The sequence below is a fragment of the Cupriavidus sp. 21MJTG02-4 genome, assembly GCF_057798975.1.
Genome location: NZ_JBYOJP010000012.1, coordinates 11977 through 30970 on the forward strand (window position 1 = coordinate 11977; position 18994 = coordinate 30970).

17 protein-coding genes are annotated in these 18994 nt (G+C 66.1%); all 17 read left to right on the forward strand.

All coding sequences use genetic code 11. The features are described 5' to 3' along the window. The first annotated feature begins 1 nt into the window (after window position 1). The 17 genes from AC3FKH_RS22220 to AC3FKH_RS22300 all read left to right on the forward strand — a co-directional run bounded on the left by AC3FKH_RS22220 (window position 2) and on the right by AC3FKH_RS22300 (window position 18977). Complete coding sequence (locus AC3FKH_RS22220; RefSeq protein ID WP_488677949.1) at window positions 2-1273, forward strand: high-affinity branched-chain amino acid ABC transporter permease LivM; 1272 nt, start codon at window positions 2-4, stop codon at window positions 1271-1273. Beyond that, window positions 1270-2043, forward strand: coding sequence for a high-affinity branched-chain amino acid ABC transporter ATP-binding protein LivG (gene livG / locus AC3FKH_RS22225; protein ID WP_488677950.1), 774 nt, complete (start codon window positions 1270-1272; stop codon window positions 2041-2043). The genes AC3FKH_RS22220 and livG overlap by 4 nt, the downstream gene beginning before the upstream one ends. Further along, window positions 2043-2744: an ABC transporter ATP-binding protein gene (locus tag AC3FKH_RS22230; RefSeq protein ID WP_483708697.1), complete on the forward strand. Its 702-nt coding sequence runs from the start codon at window positions 2043-2045 to the stop codon at window positions 2742-2744. The genes livG and AC3FKH_RS22230 overlap by 1 nt, the downstream gene beginning before the upstream one ends. A 321-nt stretch (window positions 2745-3065) precedes the next feature. Continuing rightward, window positions 3066-4475: a 3-isopropylmalate dehydratase large subunit gene (gene leuC / locus AC3FKH_RS22235; protein ID WP_483731606.1), complete on the forward strand. Its 1410-nt coding sequence runs from the start codon at window positions 3066-3068 to the stop codon at window positions 4473-4475. A 7-nt stretch (window positions 4476-4482) separates the two neighbouring features. Beyond that, window positions 4483-4614: an entericidin A/B family lipoprotein gene (locus tag AC3FKH_RS22240; RefSeq protein ID WP_483708695.1), complete on the forward strand. Its 132-nt coding sequence runs from the start codon at window positions 4483-4485 to the stop codon at window positions 4612-4614. A gap of 10 nt (window positions 4615-4624) precedes the next feature. Beyond that, complete coding sequence (gene leuD / locus AC3FKH_RS22245) at window positions 4625-5275, forward strand: 3-isopropylmalate dehydratase small subunit (protein WP_488677952.1); 651 nt, start codon at window positions 4625-4627, stop codon at window positions 5273-5275. Window positions 5276-5308: 33 nt separating this feature from the next. After that, on the forward strand, window positions 5309-6376 hold the full coding sequence (gene leuB, locus AC3FKH_RS22250; RefSeq protein WP_488677953.1) for a 3-isopropylmalate dehydrogenase: 1068 nt from the start codon (window positions 5309-5311) through the stop codon (window positions 6374-6376). A gap of 323 nt (window positions 6377-6699) precedes the next feature. Continuing rightward, window positions 6700-7836, forward strand: coding sequence for an aspartate-semialdehyde dehydrogenase (gene asd, locus AC3FKH_RS22255; protein ID WP_483731609.1), 1137 nt, complete (start codon window positions 6700-6702; stop codon window positions 7834-7836). A gap of 281 nt (window positions 7837-8117) precedes the next feature. Then, window positions 8118-10928 (forward strand): motility hub landmark protein FimV, encoded by a 2811-nt coding sequence (locus tag AC3FKH_RS22260; protein WP_488677954.1) that lies wholly within the window; start codon window positions 8118-8120, stop codon window positions 10926-10928. A 124-nt stretch (window positions 10929-11052) separates the two neighbouring features. Continuing rightward, on the forward strand, window positions 11053-11874 hold the full coding sequence (truA, locus tag AC3FKH_RS22265) for a tRNA pseudouridine(38-40) synthase TruA (RefSeq protein WP_488677955.1): 822 nt from the start codon (window positions 11053-11055) through the stop codon (window positions 11872-11874). After that, entirely contained in the window at window positions 11861-12562 is a 702-nt protein-coding gene (locus AC3FKH_RS22270) for a phosphoribosylanthranilate isomerase (protein ID WP_488677956.1), read from the forward strand. The genes truA and AC3FKH_RS22270 overlap by 14 nt, the downstream gene beginning before the upstream one ends. Window positions 12563-12676: 114 nt before the next feature. Continuing rightward, a complete protein-coding gene (gene trpB / locus AC3FKH_RS22275) occupies window positions 12677-13870 on the forward strand; it encodes a tryptophan synthase subunit beta (RefSeq protein ID WP_488677957.1) in 1194 nt (397 codons plus the stop codon). Next, window positions 13870-14784 (forward strand): DNA-methyltransferase, encoded by a 915-nt coding sequence (locus AC3FKH_RS22280; protein WP_483731612.1) that lies wholly within the window; start codon window positions 13870-13872, stop codon window positions 14782-14784. Before trpB ends, AC3FKH_RS22280 begins: the two co-directional genes overlap by 1 nt. Before the next feature lies 1 nt (window position 14785). Next, window positions 14786-15583, forward strand: a complete 798-nt coding sequence (gene trpA, locus AC3FKH_RS22285; protein ID WP_488677959.1) for a tryptophan synthase subunit alpha — start codon at window positions 14786-14788, stop codon at window positions 15581-15583. 210 nt (window positions 15584-15793) lie between these two features. Continuing rightward, a complete protein-coding gene (accD, locus tag AC3FKH_RS22290; RefSeq protein ID WP_483708685.1) occupies window positions 15794-16666 on the forward strand; it encodes an acetyl-CoA carboxylase, carboxyltransferase subunit beta in 873 nt (290 codons plus the stop codon). Window positions 16667-16802: 136 nt separating this feature from the next. Beyond that, window positions 16803-18113 carry a bifunctional tetrahydrofolate synthase/dihydrofolate synthase gene (gene folC / locus AC3FKH_RS22295; protein ID WP_488677960.1) on the forward strand — a complete coding sequence of 437 codons (1311 nt, stop codon included), beginning with the start codon at window positions 16803-16805 and terminating at the stop codon, window positions 18111-18113. Window positions 18114-18224: 111 nt separating this feature from the next. After that, window positions 18225-18977 (forward strand): SPOR domain-containing protein, encoded by a 753-nt coding sequence (locus AC3FKH_RS22300; RefSeq protein WP_488677961.1) that lies wholly within the window; start codon window positions 18225-18227, stop codon window positions 18975-18977. Window positions 18978-18994: the final 17 nt, after the last annotated feature.

The window sequence follows — 18994 nt, forward strand, 5'->3', positions numbered from 1 at the left end:
CATGACAAACCGGACTTCTGCAATGCCCGCCGCAATCGCCATGCCTGCCGGGCAGTCCCTGAAGAATGCGGTGATGGCCGCCGTGATGACGGCCATCCTGACCATTCCCGTACTTGGCCTGCAGCTCAAGCTGGACGGCTACAAGGTCGTGCTCGAGCCGCACTGGCGGCCGGTGTGGATCGCCGTGGCGGCGGTTTTCCTGTTCCAGCTGTTCAAGCCGCTGCTGACGCGCGCCGGCAATGCCGTGCGCCTGCCGGCCATGCCGCAGCTCGGCGTGGGTCAGCAGCGCGCGGCGGTGTGGGTGCTGCTGGCCGTCGGCCTGGTGTGGCCGTTCTTCGGCTCGCGCGGCGCGGTGGACGTGGCCACGCTGGCGCTGATCTACGTGATCCTGGGCCTGGGCCTGAACATCGTGGTCGGCTTCGCCGGCCTGCTGGACCTGGGCTACGTGGGCTTCTACGCCGTCGGTGGCTACACCTACGCGATGCTGAACCAGTACTTCGGACTCAGCTTCTGGGAATGCCTGCCGATCGCGGCGGGGATGTCGGCCACCTTCGGTTTCCTGCTCGGCTTCCCGGTGCTGCGTCTGCGCGGTGACTACCTGGCCATCGTGACGCTGGGCTTCGGCGAGATCATCCGCCTGCTCGCACGCAACCTGACCGAGTACACCGGCGGCCCGGACGGCATTTCCAGCATTCCGAAGCCGACCGTGTTCGGCTTCGAGATGGCGCGCAGCGCCAGCGTGGAGGGCGCACGCACGTTCCATGAGCTGATCGGCCTGGACTACCAGGGCGAGCACATGGTGATCTTCCTGTACCTGATCGCGCTGTTGCTGGTGGGCTTTACGCTGTTCGTCACCAGCCGCCTGATCCGCATGCCGATGGGCCGTGCGTGGGAAGCGCTGCGCGAGGACGAGATCGCCTGCCGTTCGCTGGGCCTGAACCCGACCCGCATCAAGCTGTCGGCGTTCACGCTGGGCGCGGCCTTTGCCGGCATCGGCGGCGCGTTCTTCGCGGCGCGCCAGGGGCTGGTCAACCCGGAATCGTTCACCTTCATCGAATCGGCGCTGGTGCTGGCCGTAGTGGTGCTGGGCGGCATGGGTTCGCAGCTGGGCGTGATCCTGGCGGCGATCCTGCTGACCGTGCTGCCCGAAGTGGCGCGCGGCTTTGCCGAGTACCGGATGCTGATTTTCGGCCTGGTGATGGTCCTGATGATGATGTGGCGTCCGCAGGGCCTGCTGCCCGCGAGCCGTCCGCACGTGGAGTTGCCGCGATGAGTGCCAATGCAGAATTGCTGAAGGTCTCCGGCCTGCAGATGCGCTTCGGCGGCCTGCTGGCGGTGGACGGTATTGAGTTCGACGTGAAGCGCGACGAAGTCTTCGCGATCATCGGCCCCAACGGTGCCGGCAAGACCACGGTGTTCAACTGCGTCGGCGGCTTCTACAAGCCGACGGCGGGCGAGGTCAGCATGGACGGCCACGCCATCGCCGGCCTGCCGAGCCATATGGTGGCGCGCCACGGCCTGGTGCGCACGTTCCAGAACATCCGCCTGTTCAAGAACCTGACGGTGGTGGAGAACCTTCTCGTCGCGCAGCACCTCCAGGTGCAGGCCGGCCTCCTGCGCGGGCTGTTCGCCACGCCGGCCTACCGCCGCGCCGAGCGCGAGGCGCTGCAGCGTGCCGCTGACTGGCTGGATCGCATGGGCTTGACCAAGGTTGCCAACCGCGAGGCGGGCACGCTGTCGTACGGCCACCAGCGCCGGCTGGAGATCGCGCGCTGCATGATCACCAAGCCGCGCCTGCTGATGCTCGACGAGCCCGCTGCCGGCCTGAACCCGCAGGAGAAGATCGAGCTGTCGCAGCTCATCGACCAGTTGCGCAAGGAGTTCGGCATTGCCGTGCTGCTGATCGAGCACGACATGAGCCTGGTGATGGGCGTGTCGGACCGCATCCTGGTGATGGAGCACGGCAAGCCGATCGTGATCGGCAAGCCCGACGAAGTGCGCAACGACCCGCGCGTGATCAAGGCCTATCTGGGAGAGGACTGATGCTGAAGCTGGAACAGGTCCATACCCACTACGGCGCCGTCGAGGCGTTGTCGGGCGTATCGATCGAAGTCAACAAGGGGGAGATCGTCACCCTGATCGGCAGCAATGGCGCCGGCAAGACGACGCTGATGATGACCGTGTGCGGCTCGCCGCGCGCCTCGAGCGGCCGCGTGCTGTTCGAGGGGCAGGAGATCACCGGCCGCTCCACGCACGAAATCATGCGCATGGGCATGGCCATCTCGCCCGAAGGACGGCGCGTGTTCCCGAGCCTGACGGTGCTCGAGAACCTGAAGATGGGTGCGTTCTTCGCCAAGCGCGACGAGATCGAGGCGGGCATCGAGCACGTGTTCAAGCTGTTCCCGCGGCTGAACCAGCGCTCGGGCCAGCGCGCGGGCACCATGTCGGGCGGCGAGCAGCAGATGCTGGCGATCGGCCGCGCGCTGATGAGCCGGCCGCGCCTGCTGCTGCTGGACGAGCCCACGCTTGGCCTGGCGCCGCTGGTCATCGCGCAGATCTTCGACATCATCCGCACCATCCGGCAGGAAGGCGTCACGGTGTTCCTGGTGGAGCAAAACGCCAACAAGGCGCTGCAGGTCGCCGACCGCGGCTACGTGCTGGAAACCGGCAAGGTGGTGCTGGCCGATACCGGCGCGAACTTGCTGGCCAACGACCGGATCAAGGCGGCCTACCTGGGCGGCTGATCCTGCTCCCCCTCGTTCCCATGCGGGAGCGAGGGGGGCAAAAGTGCTTTCGCCATCCGCGAAAGCCCCCTTTCGCCAATCGCGGCGCAGCGCAATGCTGTGCCGGGGCCGGCCGGCGCCGGTCCCGTGGCATAATCGCTTGAGAAGTCAAGCATCGCAAAAGCGCTCGCTTCGGGCGGCTTCCGGCGTCATTATCGCGGTTGTCGTCACGGTGTCCTGCCCTCCGGCAACGAGGCGGGCGGACAAGAAAAGATCCCTGCAAACCACTACGCGGCACCGCGCCATTTCCTCCGGAACTGGACGCCGGCCGCCCCCTGCATCATGGCCAAGACGCTCTACGACAAACTCTGGGATGACCACACCGTCCACGTCGAGGAAGACGGCACCACGCTGCTCTACATCGACCGCCACCTGCTGCATGAAGTCACCAGCCCGCAGGCGTTCGAAGGCCTGAAGATGGCGGAGCGCCCGGTATGGCGCATCAGCGCCAACCTGGCGGTGTCGGACCATAACGTGCCGACGACCGATCGCACCCAGGGCATCGCCGATCCGGTGTCGAAGCTGCAGGTCGATACGCTGGACGCGAACTGCGACAGCTTCGGCATTACCCAGTTCAAGATGAACGATCATCGCCAGGGCATCGTGCACGTGATCGGGCCGGAGCAGGGCGCCACGCTGCCGGGCATGACGGTGGTGTGCGGCGACTCGCATACGTCCACGCACGGCGCCTTCGGCGCGCTTGCGCACGGCATCGGCACGTCGGAAGTCGAGCACGTGCTGGCCACGCAGACGCTGCTGGGCAAGAAGGCGAAGAACATGCTGGTCAGCGTGGAAGGCAAGCTGCCGCGCGGCTGCACCGCCAAGGACATCGTGCTGGCGATCATCGGCAAGATCGGCACGGCCGGCGGCACCGGCTACACCATCGAATTCGCCGGGTCGGCGATCCGCGACCTGACCATGGAAGGCCGCATGACGGTCTGCAACATGGCCATCGAAGCCGGCGCGCGCGCGGGCCTGGTGGCGGTGGACAACGTCACGCTCGAATATGTGAAGGGCCGCCCGTACGCCCCGCAGGGCGTGGAGTGGGAGCAGGCCGTGGGCTACTGGCGCACGCTGCACTCGGACGCCGGCGCCAAGTTCGACCAGGTGGTCGAACTGCGTGCCGAAGAGATCCGCCCGCAGGTGACCTGGGGAACCTCGCCCGAGATGGTGGTCAGCATCGAAGACCGCGTGCCGGACCCCGAGAAGGAAAAGGACCCGACCAAGCGCAACGCCATGGAGCGCGCGCTCGAGTACATGAACCTGCAACCCAACGTGCCGATGGAAAGCATCAACGTTGACAAGGTGTTCATTGGCTCCTGCACCAACAGCCGCATCGAAGACATGCGCGCCGCCGCGTGGGTCGTGCAGAAGCTGGGCCGCAAGGTCGCCTCCAACGTCAAGCTGGCGATGGTGGTGCCGGGTTCGGGCCTGGTCAAGGAACAGGCCGAGCGCGAAGGGCTGGACAAGGTGTTCAAGGCCGCGGGCTTCGAATGGCGCGAGCCGGGCTGCTCGATGTGCCTGGCGATGAATGCCGACCGCCTCGATCCGGGCGAGCGCTGCGCGTCCACGTCGAACCGCAACTTCGAAGGCCGCCAGGGCGCGGGTGGACGCACGCACCTGGTGAGCCCGGCGATGGCAGCGGCAGCCGCCATCGAAGGCCATTTCGTCGATATCCGCAAGCTGGGTTGAGGACGTGATGAAACGGATCCTGATCGCAGTGCTGGCATGCCTTGGCATGCTGCAGCTGGCCGGCTGCAATACCATGGCCGGCCTGGGCAAGGACACGCAGGCCGCCGGCAGCTCGCTCGAGCGCGCGGCCAAGAAGTAAGGAAAGAGACATGGAAAAGTTCACCGTACACAGCGGCCTCGTGGCACCGCTCGACCGCGAAAACGTCGACACCGACGCCATCATCCCGAAGCAGTTCCTGAAGTCGATCCAGCGCACCGGCTTCGGCCCGAACCTGTTCGACGAGTGGCGCTACAAGGACGTCGGCGAGCCGGGCATGGACAACAGCAAGCGTCCGCTGAACCCGGACTTCGTGCTGAACCAGCCGCGCTACCAGGGGGCGTCGATCCTGCTGGCGCGCCGCAACTTCGGCTGCGGCAGCTCGCGCGAGCACGCGCCGTGGGCGCTCACGCAATACGGCTTCCGCGCCGTGATCGCGCCGAGCTTTGCCGATATCTTCTTCAACAACTGCTACAAGAACGGCCTGCTGCCGGTGGTGCTGAGCGAGTTGCAGGTCGACCACCTGATCAACGAGACCAACGCCTTCAACGGCTACAAGCTGACCATCGACCTGGACAAGCAGGTCGTGATCACGCCGGGCGGCGATGCCTACAGCTTCGACATCGCCCCGTTCCGCAAGTACTGCATGCTGAACGGCTTCGACGACATCGGCCTGACGCTGCGTCATGCCGAGAAGATCAAGGCGTATGAAGCCGAGCGCGTGGCAAAAATGCCGTGGCTGAACAACCGCCTGGTCGGCTGAGCGCGGCAGCAAAAATCAAACGAGGAAAACAGCATGAAGATCGCAGTCCTGCCGGGTGACGGCATCGGTCCGGAAATCGTTGCCGAGGCCGTCAAGGTCCTGAACGCCCTCGACGAGAAGTTCGAGATGGAAACCGCCCCGGTGGGCGGCGCCGGCTACGAGGCCGAAGGCCATCCGCTGCCGGAAAACACGCTGAAGCTGGCCAAGGAAGCCGACGCGATCCTGTTCGGCGCCGTGGGCGACTGGAAGTACGACAGCCTGGAGCGCGCGCTGCGCCCGGAACAGGCCATCCTGGGCCTGCGCAAGCACCTGCAGCTGTTCGCCAACTTCCGCCCGGCCATCTGCTACCCCGAATTGACGGGCGCATCGAGCCTGAAACCGGAACTGGTGGCGGGCCTCGACATCCTGATCGTGCGCGAACTGAACGGCGACATCTACTTCGGCCAGCCGCGCGGTGTGCGCGAGGCGCCGGACGGCCTGTTCAAGGGCGCGCGCGAAGGCTTCGACACCATGCGCTACAGCGAGCCGGAAATCCGCCGCATCGCGCATGTGGCGTTCCAGGCCGCGGCCAAGCGCGGCAAGAAGCTGTGCAGCGTGGACAAGGCCAACGTGCTCGAGACCTTCCAGTTCTGGAAGGACATCGTGATCGACGTCAGCAAGGAATATCCGGACGTCGAGCTGTCGCACATGTATGTCGACAACGCCGCCATGCAGCTGATCAAGGCGCCCAAGAGCTTCGACGTGATCGTGACCGGCAATATGTTCGGCGACATCCTGTCGGACGAGGCCGCCATGCTGACCGGTTCGATCGGCATGCTGCCGTCGGCATCGCTCGATGCGAACAACAAGGGCTTGTACGAGCCGTCGCACGGCTCGGCGCCGGACATCGCCGGCAAGGGCGTGGCCAATCCGCTGGCAACCATCCTGTCGGCCGCGATGATGCTGCGCTACTCGCTGAACAAGGCCGATCAGGCCGATCGCATCGAGAACGCCGTCAAGAAGGTGCTGGCCCAGGGCTATCGCACCGGCGACATCCTGACGCCGGGCTGCAAGCAGGTCGGCACGCGTGAAATGGGCGAAGCCGTACTGGCCGCTCTGTAAGTCACAATCCGGGAAAGGCGCTGCAATGCAGCGCCTTTTCTTTTTATTTGTCTTGATTTCCCACGCTGCGGCGGCGCCGCAAAATCGTGTAGACTCTGCGGATGGCCCGATTTTCCCAGTCCACCCTGACTGCTGTTGCTGCCCTGACCGCTACCCGCGGCCCGGTCGGCACGATTTCGCTCGGCCAGACCGCAACGACGATTAAAACTATTATTAAAACTGCGATCGCCTAGATCCGTTCGTCGTGCCTGCCCGTCTTCCCCGCGCAGCCACGCCGGGCGAGGAAAATGGCGGGGAAGTAAAAATCACATCCGAGGTAAATCATGATTGTAGGTCTCGTCGGTTGGCGGGGAATGGTCGGCAGCGTCCTGATGCAGCGCATGCAGGAAGAGCGTGATTTCGACCATATCGAGCCCGTCTTCTTCAGCACGTCCAATGCCGGCGGCAAGGCGCCCGCCATGGCCAAGAACGAAACCACGCTCAAGGATGCCAACGACATCGAGGCACTGAAGAAGTGCGACGTGGTGCTGACCGCCCAGGGCGGCGACTACACCAATGAAGTCTTCCCGAAGCTGCGCGCGGCTGGCTGGAAGGGCTACTGGATCGACGCGGCTTCGTCGCTGCGCATGAAGGACGATGCCATCATCGTGCTGGATCCGGTGAACCAGGGTGTGATCAAGGATGCGCTGTCGAAGGGCGTGAAGAATTTCATCGGCGGCAACTGCACGGTCAGCTGCATGCTGATCGGCCTGGGTGGCCTGTTCCAGGCCGACATGGTCGAGTGGATGACCTCGATGACCTACCAGGCAGCCTCGGGCGGCGGCGCGCAGCACATGCGCGAGCTGCTGACGCAGTTCGGCACGCTCAACGCTTCGGTCAAGCCGCTGCTGGACAACCCGGCGTCAGCCATTCTGGAAATCGACCGCCAGATTCTGGCGACGCAGCACGGCCTGTCCGCCGAGGAAACCAAGCAGTTCGGCGTGCCGCTGGCCGGCAACCTGATTCCCTGGATCGACAAGGACCTGGGCAACGGCCAGTCGAAGGAAGAATGGAAGGGCGGCGCCGAGACCAACAAGATCCTGGGCCGTGGCGAAGGCTTCCTGGGCGCGACCGGCGCTACGCCGATCGCCGTGGACGGGCTGTGCGTGCGCATCGGCGCCATGCGCTGCCATTCGCAGGCGCTGACCATCAAGCTGCGCAAGGATGTGCCGCTGGACGAGATCGAAAGCATGCTTGCCGAGGCCAACCAGTGGGCCAAGGTGGTGCCGAACACGCGTGAAGCCAGCATGACGGACCTGACCCCCGCTGCCGTGACCGGCACGCTGACCATTCCGGTCGGCCGCCTGCGCAAGATGCAGATGGGTGGCGAGTACCTGTCCGCCTTCACCGTTGGCGACCAGCTGCTGTGGGGCGCGGCCGAACCGCTGCGCCGTATGCTGCGCATTTTGATCGAGTCCTGATCCTCCGGAATCGACCTTTCGGGGCCTGGCGGCTATCGTTGCGGCCAGGCAACAGAAACCCCGGATCAGCCTGTGACGCCGCGCCCCTGCGCGGCGTTGTTACATCTGCACGCCTATTTCCCCGGGGGATGGGTCACAATACGTCGGCATGCGCCTGCGTGCCGGCCTTCGTGTCGGCGCTGCGCGCAATCTGGCGACGGGCGCACAAGAATGCCCGCTAGCCGGAGCGAATGCTTTGGGGTCGGGTTTCTATCGCTACTAAAACCATAACGGAGCACAAGGTGAGTGTGAGCCAACATCGCCGGAAAGATGCGCCAACCGTCCGTCAGCGCTGGTCAACGCTGGCCGTTACGGCTATCGGCCTGCTGCTTGCGCAGCCGGCTGCCTATGCCGCGGGGTTCGGGCAATTGCGGGTACAGTCGAATCTGGGTCAGCCGCTGCAGGCCGAGATCGACATCAGCGGGGTGAGTGCAGAAGAGGCAGCAGGGCTCAGCATCAAGCTGGCCCCTCCGGCGGCATATGCCAGCGCGGGGCTCACCTACGTGCCGGCAGTGAGCAGCCTGCGGCTTGACATCGAGCGCCGCGCCAATGGCAGCTACGTGGCCAAGGTCCGGTCCAGCCAGCCGATCAGCGAGCCATTCGTCGACATCCTGGTCGACATGAGCTGGTCCAGCGGCAAGGTGTCGCGGGCCTATACATTCCTGCTTGACCCCGCCGGGGCCAAGCCTTCCAACCAGAGTTTCTCGCCCGCGACGGTCGTGCAGGCCGCTACGCCGGACGCGTCGCCGGCCGCCGCACCGGTGTCGGCACCGCCGCAGCCCGCCATCGCGCAGGGCACGCAACCGGCTGCTCCGGCTCCGGTCCCGGCGGCCAAGCCCGCGAGGCAAGCTGCCACGCACCGCGCCCAGCCAGCACAGGCCGGCACCGACGCGGCGGCAGGTGGTGCGTACACGGTCAAGCGCGGCGACACGCTGTCGTCGATTGCCGGCGATGCCCTGATGGATCAGGAGGGCGTGTCGCTGGACCAGATGCTTGTCGCGCTCTACCGAAACAATCCGAATGCCTTTATCGGCGGCAACATCAACCGCCTGAAATCCGGCACCGTGCTGCAGGTGCCTTCGCGCCAGCAGGCACAGTCGGTGGCGCCCAAGGCGGCCCGCCGCGAGGTGGTTGCACGTACGCAAGGCTTTGACGCCTACCGGAGCCGCCTGGCGGGTGCCGCCGCCGCCAAGTCGGTCGAGCCGGACAGCGGTCGCCAGCAGTCTGGCAACGTCACCGCGCGCGTGCAGGACCAGGCCGTGCCGGCCGCAGGCCCGCAGAACGAACTCAAGCTGAGCAAGGCCGAGCGCGCGGGCGCGGCCAGTGCCACGGCGCAGGCCGAAGCCAGCGTCGCGCGCGAGCGGCAGTTGAAGGAAGCCGAGAGCCGTCTGGCACAGCTCGAAAAGAACGTCGGCGACATGCAGAAGCTGATCGAGCTGAAGAACAGCGAGATCGCCAAGCTGAGCCAGGCCAACCAGGCAGCATTGGCCGACAAGGACAAGGCCGAGAAGGCAGCGGACAAGGCCGCGAAGACGGAAGCCAAGGCGCCGAACGTGGTCGCAGCCGAGCCGCCGAAGGCGGATGCGCCGGCCGAAACCACGCCAGCCACGCCGGCCGCAACCGCGGCACAGGCGACCGCCAGTGCGGCGGCTGCTCCGGCTGCGGCGGCGGCCACTGCAACGGCAGCCGCCTCGGCGCCGGCCGCGGCGGCCAGCGCTGCGCAGGCCGCTGCCCCGGCCGTCAAGCGTCCGCCGGTCGTGGTGCAGGCGCAGCCCGCTCCGGAGCCGTCGTTCCTCGACGGCCTGCTGGCCAACCCGATGCTGTTGCCGGGCGGCGGCCTGCTGGTCGCGCTGCTGGGCGGCTATGCAATCTATCGCCGCCGCCAGCAGCAGAAGACGGCCGATAGCGGCGCCTTCGGTGACAGCGTCCTGTCGCAGGAAAGCACCGTGATGGCCGGCGCCAATTCGCTGTTCGGCGCCGCCGGTGGCCAGAGCGTGGACACCTCGCAGCACAGCGTGTTCGGTGCGGATTTCCGTATCGGCAACAACATGCCGGAAGCCAGCGAGGTCGACCCGATCGCCGAAGCAGAAGTCTATATCGCCTACGGGCGCGATGTGCAGGCCGAAGAGATCCTGCGCGAAGCGCTCGAGAAGAATCCGGAGCAGCAGCCGATCAGGCTCAAGCTCCTGGAGATTTACAGTAATCGTCAGGATGTGGAAGGTTTCCGCGTGATTGCAGAAGAGATGTTCGCCCAGACCGGTGGACAAGGCGCGGAATGGCTCAAGGCCGCGGAAATGGGGCGCGAACTCGATGCGGGCAATGCGTTGTTCCTGTCGGTGACGCCGGATACCAGTGGTGGTCCCGAAACGGCCACCGCGCCGGGCGATCAGTGGCGCACGCAGGATCCGTCGCTGAACCCTGCCGCGGCGCCGCGCGAAGCCTCGCTGGCGGACCTGGCCCTGCCGCTCGATGCCTTCCCGGCACCGGCGGCCGGCGACCCGATCGTGGCGCCGGAATCGGCCGCACTGGTGTTTGGCGATACCGCCATTCACGCGGAGGAGTCGCTTGATCCGGCTGCGAAATTCGACGACGGCCTGGACCTGACGCTGCCGGTTACCGGTGACGACGCGCTGGCGGACGTGCCGCGCCTGGACACGCCGACGCGCTCGCGCGGACTGGATTTCGACATGTCGGGCATCTCGCTCGACCTCAATGCCGGATCCACGGCCGAAGCGCGCAGCGAGGCCGAGGCCGCGACGCCGCTGCCGTCCCCGACCATGATCCGTGACGGCAAGCTGCCCGAACCGATCGATCTCGCCGCCATCGGCATGAGCGACAGCGGCGCCGACACCACGCCGGGCGTCTCGCCGAGCACGCTGTCGACGGACGGCATGGATGGCGGGCGCGATATGCAGATCAAGCTCGACCTTGCCCGCGCCTACATCGAAATCGGTGATAAGGAAGGCGCGCGCGAGCTGCTGCAGGAAGTCGTGGAGCAGTCGCAGGACGACCTGCAAGCCGAGGCGCGCTCGCTGCTGCTCGAGGTCGCCTGAGTTATCATCGACGGTCCGGGCAGGCGGCATGCTTGCCGCGGCCCGAAGCGATGCGCCGGAAGCGTCCCTTCCGGCGCATTTGTTTTTGTCGGCCCCCTCGGTTGGCGGGCCAGTCTTCCGCGCCATGAACCGCATCGCCATCGGCCTCCACTACGACGGTGCCGCCTTTTCCGGCTGGCAGTCGCAGCCCCATCGCAATACCGTGCAGGACCACCTCGAGGACGCCATCGAGCGCTTCGCCGGCGTGCGCCTGCTGACCACCGTGGCGGGCCGCACCGATGCCGGCGTGCATGCGCTGGGCCAGGTGATCCATCTCGATACCACGCTGAACCGTGAAAGGTTCTCGTGGGTGCGTGGCGTCAATGCCTTCCTGCCGCCTTCGATTGCGCTGCAGTGGGCGCTTCCGGTCAGTGGGGACTTTCACGCTCGCTTTCTCGCATTCGAGCGCATGTACTACTACGCGCTCTACACCGGACCCCACCGCGTGCCACTCGCGCATGGGCGCGCCGGGTATCTGATGCTGCCGCCGGGCCAGCGGCTCGATGTGGATGCCATGCGCGAGGCTTCCCGGTGCCTGCTGGGCGAGCATGATTTTTCGTCGTTCCGCGCCGCGGAATGCCAGGCCAAGTCGCCGGTCAAGACCATGTATGACGTGACGCTGAAGGCGGACGGCAACTGGACCTTCGTGCGGTTTCGCGCCAGCGCCTTCCTGCACCACATGGTGCGCAACCTGATGGGTTGCCTGGTGGCAGTGGGGCGGGGGCGTTACCCGGCGCACTGGCTGGGCGAGGTGCTGAACGGGCGCGATCGCAAGCTTGCCGCACCGACGTTCATGCCTGACGGCCTGTATCTCGCGGACGTGAAGTATCCTGAGGCTTTCCAGATTCCGGCGGCCGACTCGTCCGCCAGCCTGTTCCACGGAGTGTTTCCCCATGACGCAGCCTGAGCGCACCCGCATCAAGATCTGCGGCCTGACGCGCGAGGAAGACGTGCGGGCTGCGGTCGATGCCGGCGCCGATGCCATTGGGCTGGTGTTCTATCCGCCCAGCCCGCGCTACGTCGACCTGGCGCGCGCCGCCCAACTCGCCGAAGCCGCCGGGCCGTTCGTCTCGGTGGTGGGCCTGTTCGTCAATGCCGACATGGAAGAGGTGGCCCATGTGGCCGAGCGTGTGCCGCTCACGCTGCTTCAGTTCCACGGTGACGAGAGCCCGCACGACTGCTCGCAGATTGCTCAGCGCTGCCGCCTGCCTTTTCTACGCGCGGCGCGTGTGCGGCCCGGTCTTGATTTGATAGAATTCGCCGATCAATACCGTGATGCCGCTGGCTTGCTGCTGGACGCCTTCGTCGAGGGCTATGGCGGCGGCGGCCACGTCTTCGACTGGACCCTGATTCCCCCGGCATGGCTCGCTTCCAACCATCCGTCCCATCCGTCCACCGGCAACCCGAACGCAAGCGGCGCTCCTCGCATCGTTTTGAGTGGTGGGTTGAACGCGCAAAACGTCGCTGGCGCGATTGAACGCGTGCGGCCCTACGCTGTGGATGTCAGCAGCGGCGTCGAGGCTGCCAAGGGCGTGAAAGACCACGCCCGTATTGCCGCGTTCGTGCGCGCTGTCCGCAGTGCCGAGGCTGGATGAGGCGAGTCGCAAGATCGCCGCTTTGCCCGGCGGCCCGCTGGCCGCGTCACCCGCATCACCGTCAAATTTGCGCCCTTGCCCCGAGGCAAGGCCGCTGACCTGAAGAGTCCAGACATGTACGACCTGCCCGATTCCCGTGGCCATTTCGGCCCTTATGGCGGCACCTTCGTCTCCGAGACGCTGGTCCACGCGCTCGATGAACTGCGCGAGGCCTATGCCCACTACCAGAAAGATCCGGAGTTCGATGCCGAATTCCGTCGTGAACTGAAGCACTTTGTCGGCCGCCCGTCGCCGATCTACCACGCGCAGCGCTGGAGCGAGCTGCTCGGCGGCGCCCAGGTCTACCTCAAGCGCGAGGACCTGAACCACACCGGCGCCCACAAGATCAACAACGTGATCGGCCAGGCGCTGCTGGCGAAGCGCATGGGCAAGAAGCGCGTGATCGCCGAGACCGGCGCCGGCCAGCACGGCGTGGCCACGGCCACTATTGCCGCGCGTTTCGGCATGGAATGCGTGGTCTACATGGGCTCGGAGGACGTCAAGCGCCAGGCTGCCAACGTCTATCGCATGAAGCTGCTGGGCGCCACCGTGGTGCCGGTGGAAAGCGGCTCGCGCACGCTCAAGGACGCGCTCAACGAAGCCATGCGCGACTGGGTGACCAACGTCGAGAGCACCTTCTACATCATCGGCACCGTCGCCGGCCCTCACCCGTACCCGATGATGGTGCGCGATTTCCAGTGCGTGATCGGCGAGGAAGCCAAGGTGCAGATGCCTGAGATGACCGGGCGCCAGCCGGATGCGGTGATTGCCTGCGTGGGCGGCGGCTCCAATGCGATGGGCATTTTCTACCCGTATATCGAGCACAAGGATGTGCGGCTGATCGGCGTGGAAGCAGCAGGCGATGGCCTGGATACCGGCCGGCATGCGGCCTCGCTGACCGGCGGCACGCCTGGCGTGCTGCACGGCAACCGCACCTACCTGCTGCAGGACGAGAACGGCCAGATCATCGAGACGCATTCGGTCTCGGCCGGTTTGGATTACCCGGGCGTCGGGCCCGAGCATGCCTGGCTCAAGGACATCGGCCGCGCGCAGTACGTGCCGATCACCGATGAAGAGGCGCTCAAGGCTTTCCACGACTGCTGCCGCATCGAGGGCATCATCCCGGCGCTGGAATCGAGCCACGCCATTGCCTATGCATGCAAGCTGGCGCCAACGCTGCCCAAGGACAAGTTGTTGCTGGTGAACCTGTCCGGCCGCGGCGACAAGGACATGCATACCGTGGCCGAACGTTCGGGGCTCAAGCTCTGATGCGCGCGCTGCCACCTTCCGCACCTTCGGAACTGGCCCTGGGCGGGGCTTCGGACCTGCCCGGCGCGCCGGACGCCCCCGCGCTGCAGCTTTTCCAGGAAGACATGTTCGAGGGCATTGCACGCCTGCCGGACGGATCGGTCGACCTCATCGTCGCGGATCCGCCCTACGGGCTGGGCAAGGACTACGGCAATGACTCCGACCTGCTCTCCGGCCAGGCCTACCTGGAGTGGTCCGAGCGCTGGATGGATGCCGTCTGCCCCAAGCTGTCGCCCAAGGGCACGCTGTACCTGTTCTGCACGTGGCAGTACTCGCCCGAGCTGTTCGTGATGCTCAAGCGCCGCCTGACCATGATCAACGAGATCATCTGGGACCGCCGCGTGCCAAGCATGGGCGGCACCACGCGCAAGTATTCGTCGGTGCACGACAACATCGGCTTCTTCGCCAAGGCGCGCGATTACTACTTCGACCTGGACCCGGTGCGCATTCCGTATGACCCGGAGACCAAGAAGGCGCGCAGCCGCCCGCGCTTCGAAGGCAAGAAGTGGCTCGAGATGGGCTACAACCCCAAGGACCTGTGGAGCATCTCGCGCATCCACCGGCAGGATCCGGAACGCGCCAACCATCCCACGCAGAAGCCGCTGGAGATTGTCGAGCGCATGGTGCTGTCGAGCTGCCCGCCGGGTGGCCTGGTGCTGGATCCGTTCGCCGGCAGCGGCACGACCGCCGTCGCTTGCCTGCGCCACGGGCGGCGCTTCGCCGGCTTCGAGATCAATCCCGAGTATGTCGAGGTGGCACGCGGGCGCGTGGCAGCGGCCGTGCAACTGGCCAGGTCCGAGGCGGACCGCAACCCAACATCGGCGGCTGCCAATGACGAGGATTCGTCGGCGCAGCGGCCTCACCTGATTCCCTGATATGTCCCGCATCCAGAAGACATTCGCGGCGCTGGCCGCGCAGAACAAGAAGGGCCTGATTCCGTTCATCACCGCTGGCGACCCGGAACCGGGCCTGACCGTGGCCCTGATGCACGCGCTCGTTGCCGGCGGCGCCGACGTGATCGAGCTCGGCGTGCCGTTTTCCGATCCGATGGCCGATGGCCCGGTGATCCAGCGTGCTTCCGAGCGTGCACTGGCCAGTGGCGTATCGCTCACGCAGGTGCTGCAGTGGGTACGCGAATTCCGCCAGACCAATGCCGACACGCCGGTGGTGCTGATGGGCTATGCCAATCCGATCGAGCGCATGGGCGAAGCTGCCTTTGCCGGTGCCGCCCGCGACGCCGGCGTGGATGGCGTGCTGGTGGTCGACTACCCGCCCGAGGAGTGCGAGTCCTTCGCCGCGCTGATGCGCGACAACGGCATCGACCCGATCTTCCTGCTCGCGCCGACCTCCACCGATGACCGCATCGCGGCCGTGGGCAAGGTGGCAAGCGGCTATGTCTACTATGTCTCGCTCAAGGGCGTGACCGGCTCGGCAACGCTCGACCTGGACAGCGTCGCGGCGCGCATGCCGCTGATCAAGAAGCACGTCAACCTGCCGGTCGGCGTGGGTTTCGGCATCCGCGACGCGGAAACCGCGCGCGCCATCAGCGGCGTGTCCGACGCCGTGGTGATCGGCAGCCGCCTCGTGCAGCTGCTTGAAGATGCTCCGCGGGCCCAGGCGGTCGAGTCGCTGCGTTCGTTCATTGCCGGTATTCGCCAGGCCATGGACACCTGAAGTGATCCATTGCCGGCTTAAGGACTGCTGAAAGTGCCGAAGCGTGCGCGTGATGCGCGTTCTGCTTCGGCTGATCCTTGTCGGCATGGTAAATTCCCGGGTTGATTCCCTGTCGTTGCCCCGGCTATCGCCGGGCCGATGCGTAATGTTCGTCATGCAATCGTCATGCCGTTGCGCACGGTGAACGGCAGTCATCCGAAAGGAGCTTTCATGAGCTGGTTGGATAAACTCCTGCCCCCCAAGATTCAACAGACCGACCCCCGTACCCGCAAGGGCATTCCCGAGGGACTGTGGGTCAAGTGCCCGTCGTGCGAGTCCACCCTGTATCGGACCGACGTCGAGGCTAACCTGCACGTCTGCCCGAAGTGCGACCACCATATGCGGATCAGCGCGCGTGCGCGCCTGGACGCGCTGCTCGATGCCGAAGGCCGTTACGAGATCGGCCAGGAAATCGTGCCGGTGGATGCCCTGAAGTTCAAGGACAGCAAGAAGTACCCCGACCGCATCAAGGCGGCCATGGATGACACCGGCGAGACCGATGCCATGGTCGTGATGGGCGGTGCCATCCACACCATTCCGGTGGTGGCAAGCTGCTTCGAGTTCGAATTCATGGGCGGCTCGATGGGCTCCGTGGTCGGCGAGCGCTTCGTGCGCGGCGCCCAGGCGGCGCTGGAGCAGAAGGTGCCGTTCATCTGCTTTACCGCCACGGGCGGTGCGCGCATGCAGGAAAGCCTGCTATCGCTGCTGCAGATGGCCAAGACCACGGCCATGCTGAACCAGCTGTCCGCGTCGAAGCTGCCGTTCATCAGCGTGCTCACCGACCCGACCATGGGCGGCGTGTCCGCGAGCTTCGCGTTCCTGGGCGACGTGGTGATCGCCGAGCCGAAGGCGCTGATCGGCTTTGCCGGCCCGCGCGTGATCGAGCAGACCGTGCGCGAGAAGCTGCCAGAAGGGTTCCAGCGTTCGGAATTCCTGGTGCAGAAGGGCGCCATCGACATGATCGTCGACCGCCGCAAGATGCGCGCCGAGCTGGCGCAACTGCTGGCGCTGCTGCAGAAGCAGCCCGCGGACGCGGTCGCGTAAGACCGCATCGGTGGACCAGGCAAGGGCGCGGGCGGTTGACGCGCCTTTTGCTTTTGCCGGCGCCACCGCGCAACAGCGATCTTGACTTTCAGGCCGGCTGGCCAAATCTAGTAGCAAAGCCTCTTCACCCCCCCTCATGCCTGTCTTCCACAACCTTCCCGAATGGCTTGCCCATCTCGAAACCGCCCATCCCGTGGGCATCGACATGGGCCTGACCCGTATCACGCGCGTCAAGGAAGCGCTGGGCCTGCGCATCGACGCCGTGGTGTTCACGGTTGGCGGCACCAACGGCAAGGGCTCCACATGCGCCATGCTGGAGCGCATCCTGCTGGAAGCGGGCTACAAGGTGGGCTGCCACACGTCGCCGCATCTGATTTCGTTCAACGAGCGCGCCCGCATCAATGGCGAGTTCGCCACGGACGCGCAACTGCTGCCTCACTTCGAGGCGGTGGAACGGGCCCGCACGAGCTTTGCCGATCCGATCAGCCTGACGTACTTCGAGTTCACCACGCTGGCCATCATCCACATGTTTGCGGCGGCCGGGCTCGATGCCATGGTGCTGGAAGTTGGCCTGGGCGGCCGGCTAGACGCCGTCAACGTGATCGACACGGACTGTGCGGTCATTACCAGCGTCGATATCGATCACACGCAGTACCTCGGCGACACGCGCGAGAAGATCGGCTTTGAGAAGGCCGGCATCTTCCGTCCGGGCGTGCCGGCGATCTGCGGCGACCCGGTGCCGCCGCAATCGCTGGTGGACCACGCCGAGGCGATCGGCGCCGACCTGTGGCTGGTCGGGCGCGATTTCCGCCACCAGGCCGCCAAGGGCCAGGAACGCCAGCAGTGGGACTGGAGCGGGCGCGAGCGCAAGCTCAACGGCCTTGGCTATCCCGCGCTGCGCGGCGCCAACCAGCTGCTGAATGCGTCGGCGGCGCTGGCTGCGCTGCAGGCCATGCGTCCGCGGCTGCCCGTCAGCGCGCAGGAAGTCCGCAATGGCCTGGCCTTCGTCGAACTGCCGGGCCGCTTCCAGGTCCTGCCCGGGCGGCCGGCCGTGATCCTCGACGTGGCGCATAACCCGCATGCGGCCGCCACGCTGGGGCAGAACATGGAGAACATGGGCTTCTTCCGCTATACCTACGCGGTGTTCGGCGCCATGCAGGACAAGGATCTGGCGGGGGTGCTGAGCCAGGTGGCCGACAAGGTCGACCACTGGTGCCTGTGCGACCTGCCGACCGAGCGTGCCGCTACCGCCGCCGATTTGCTGCTGAAGCTTGAAGAGGGCGGTTTCCAGCCGGGGCCGGACGCCACGGCGGCCTGCTTTTCCAGCCCGGAGGCGGCTTACAGGGATGCCATCGAGAGAGCGACCGAGAATGATAGAATTCTGGTCTTCGGATCGTTCTATACCGTTGCCGGCGTGATGGCTTACCGCGCCACGCAGGCAAACTAGCGGTACCGCCGCCGGTACGATCGTTGTAGTGCAACGGTCGTGCGGCAATCGAGCGACAAACCAGCGGTCGACACCGACTCAACACGGACGGCCGCCGCACCGAACCAATCTATGGGCCTGCTTTCGCTGTTTTCTTCCCGCAAGGGCAACGACCCGGCACCCGAGCGTGCGCGCCGCCAGCGCACCGATCCTGGTGCAGGCATCGCTTCGTCGCGCCGGTTGGCGGAGGAATATGCCGATGACACGCTGGATCCCGAATTCCCGCAGAAGCAGCGCGCACGCCGCCGCCTGATCGGCGCCGTGGTGCTGGTGGTGGCCGCCGTCATCGTGCTGCCCATCATCTTCGAAACCAAGCCACGCCCGGTCTCCGACGATGTGTCGGTAAAGGTCTCGGGCGGGCAGGGCGCGCAGAAGCCGAAGGTCGAGGCCCGCAAGGCCGATCCGCTGCCGCCGGCCCCGCAATCCCAGCAGGCCCGAGGCGAAGGCGCGGAAGCGCTCGATGCTGGCGAGGAGCTGGTGAGCACGCCTGCAAAGCCTGCCGCCGCGGCGGAAAAGCCTGCGGCCCGTGCGGAGGCCAAGCCCGCCGAAGCCAAGACCGCCGAAGCCAAGACCGCCGAGGCCAAGCCGCAAGGCAGCGGCAAGTACCTGATCCTGATTGGCGCCTTCTCTTCGGAAGAGCGGGCGAAGAACTGGCTGGCCAAGCTCAAGGCAAGCAAGGTGCCGGCGTATGTGGAAAAGAAAGTGCTGGCCGATGGCGAGCGAATCCTGCTGCGCGCGGGCCCCTTCAATGACCGGGATGCCGCCGATGCCGCCGACAAGCGCGTGCGCGCGGTCGGCCTGACGTCGAAGGTGGTGGAACAGTAAGCCCGTGTGGCCGCGCG

Bases quoted from the DNA above. Each gene is read 5' to 3' on its own strand.
- AC3FKH_RS22220 (WP_488677949.1), top strand. From the start codon at position 2: ATGACAAACCGGACTTCTGCAATGCCCGCCGCAATCGCCATGCCTGCC.
- livG (WP_488677950.1), top strand. From the start codon at position 1,270: ATGAGTGCCAATGCAGAATTGCTGAAGGTCTCCGGCCTGCAGATGCGC.
- AC3FKH_RS22230 (WP_483708697.1), top strand. From the start codon at position 2,043: ATGCTGAAGCTGGAACAGGTCCATACCCACTACGGCGCCGTCGAGGCG.
- leuC (WP_483731606.1), top strand. From the start codon at position 3,066: ATGGCCAAGACGCTCTACGACAAACTCTGGGATGACCACACCGTCCAC.
- AC3FKH_RS22240 (WP_483708695.1), top strand. From the start codon at position 4,483: ATGAAACGGATCCTGATCGCAGTGCTGGCATGCCTTGGCATGCTGCAG.
- leuD (WP_488677952.1), top strand. From the start codon at position 4,625: ATGGAAAAGTTCACCGTACACAGCGGCCTCGTGGCACCGCTCGACCGC.
- leuB (WP_488677953.1), top strand. From the start codon at position 5,309: ATGAAGATCGCAGTCCTGCCGGGTGACGGCATCGGTCCGGAAATCGTT.
- asd (WP_483731609.1), top strand. From the start codon at position 6,700: ATGATTGTAGGTCTCGTCGGTTGGCGGGGAATGGTCGGCAGCGTCCTG.
- truA (WP_488677955.1), top strand. From the start codon at position 11,053: ATGAACCGCATCGCCATCGGCCTCCACTACGACGGTGCCGCCTTTTCC.
- AC3FKH_RS22270 (WP_488677956.1), top strand. From the start codon at position 11,861: ATGACGCAGCCTGAGCGCACCCGCATCAAGATCTGCGGCCTGACGCGC.
- trpB (WP_488677957.1), top strand. From the start codon at position 12,677: ATGTACGACCTGCCCGATTCCCGTGGCCATTTCGGCCCTTATGGCGGC.
- AC3FKH_RS22280 (WP_483731612.1), top strand. From the start codon at position 13,870: ATGCGCGCGCTGCCACCTTCCGCACCTTCGGAACTGGCCCTGGGCGGG.
- trpA (WP_488677959.1), top strand. From the start codon at position 14,786: ATGTCCCGCATCCAGAAGACATTCGCGGCGCTGGCCGCGCAGAACAAG.
- accD (WP_483708685.1), top strand. From the start codon at position 15,794: ATGAGCTGGTTGGATAAACTCCTGCCCCCCAAGATTCAACAGACCGAC.
- folC (WP_488677960.1), top strand. From the start codon at position 16,803: ATGCCTGTCTTCCACAACCTTCCCGAATGGCTTGCCCATCTCGAAACC.
- AC3FKH_RS22300 (WP_488677961.1), top strand. From the start codon at position 18,225: ATGGGCCTGCTTTCGCTGTTTTCTTCCCGCAAGGGCAACGACCCGGCA.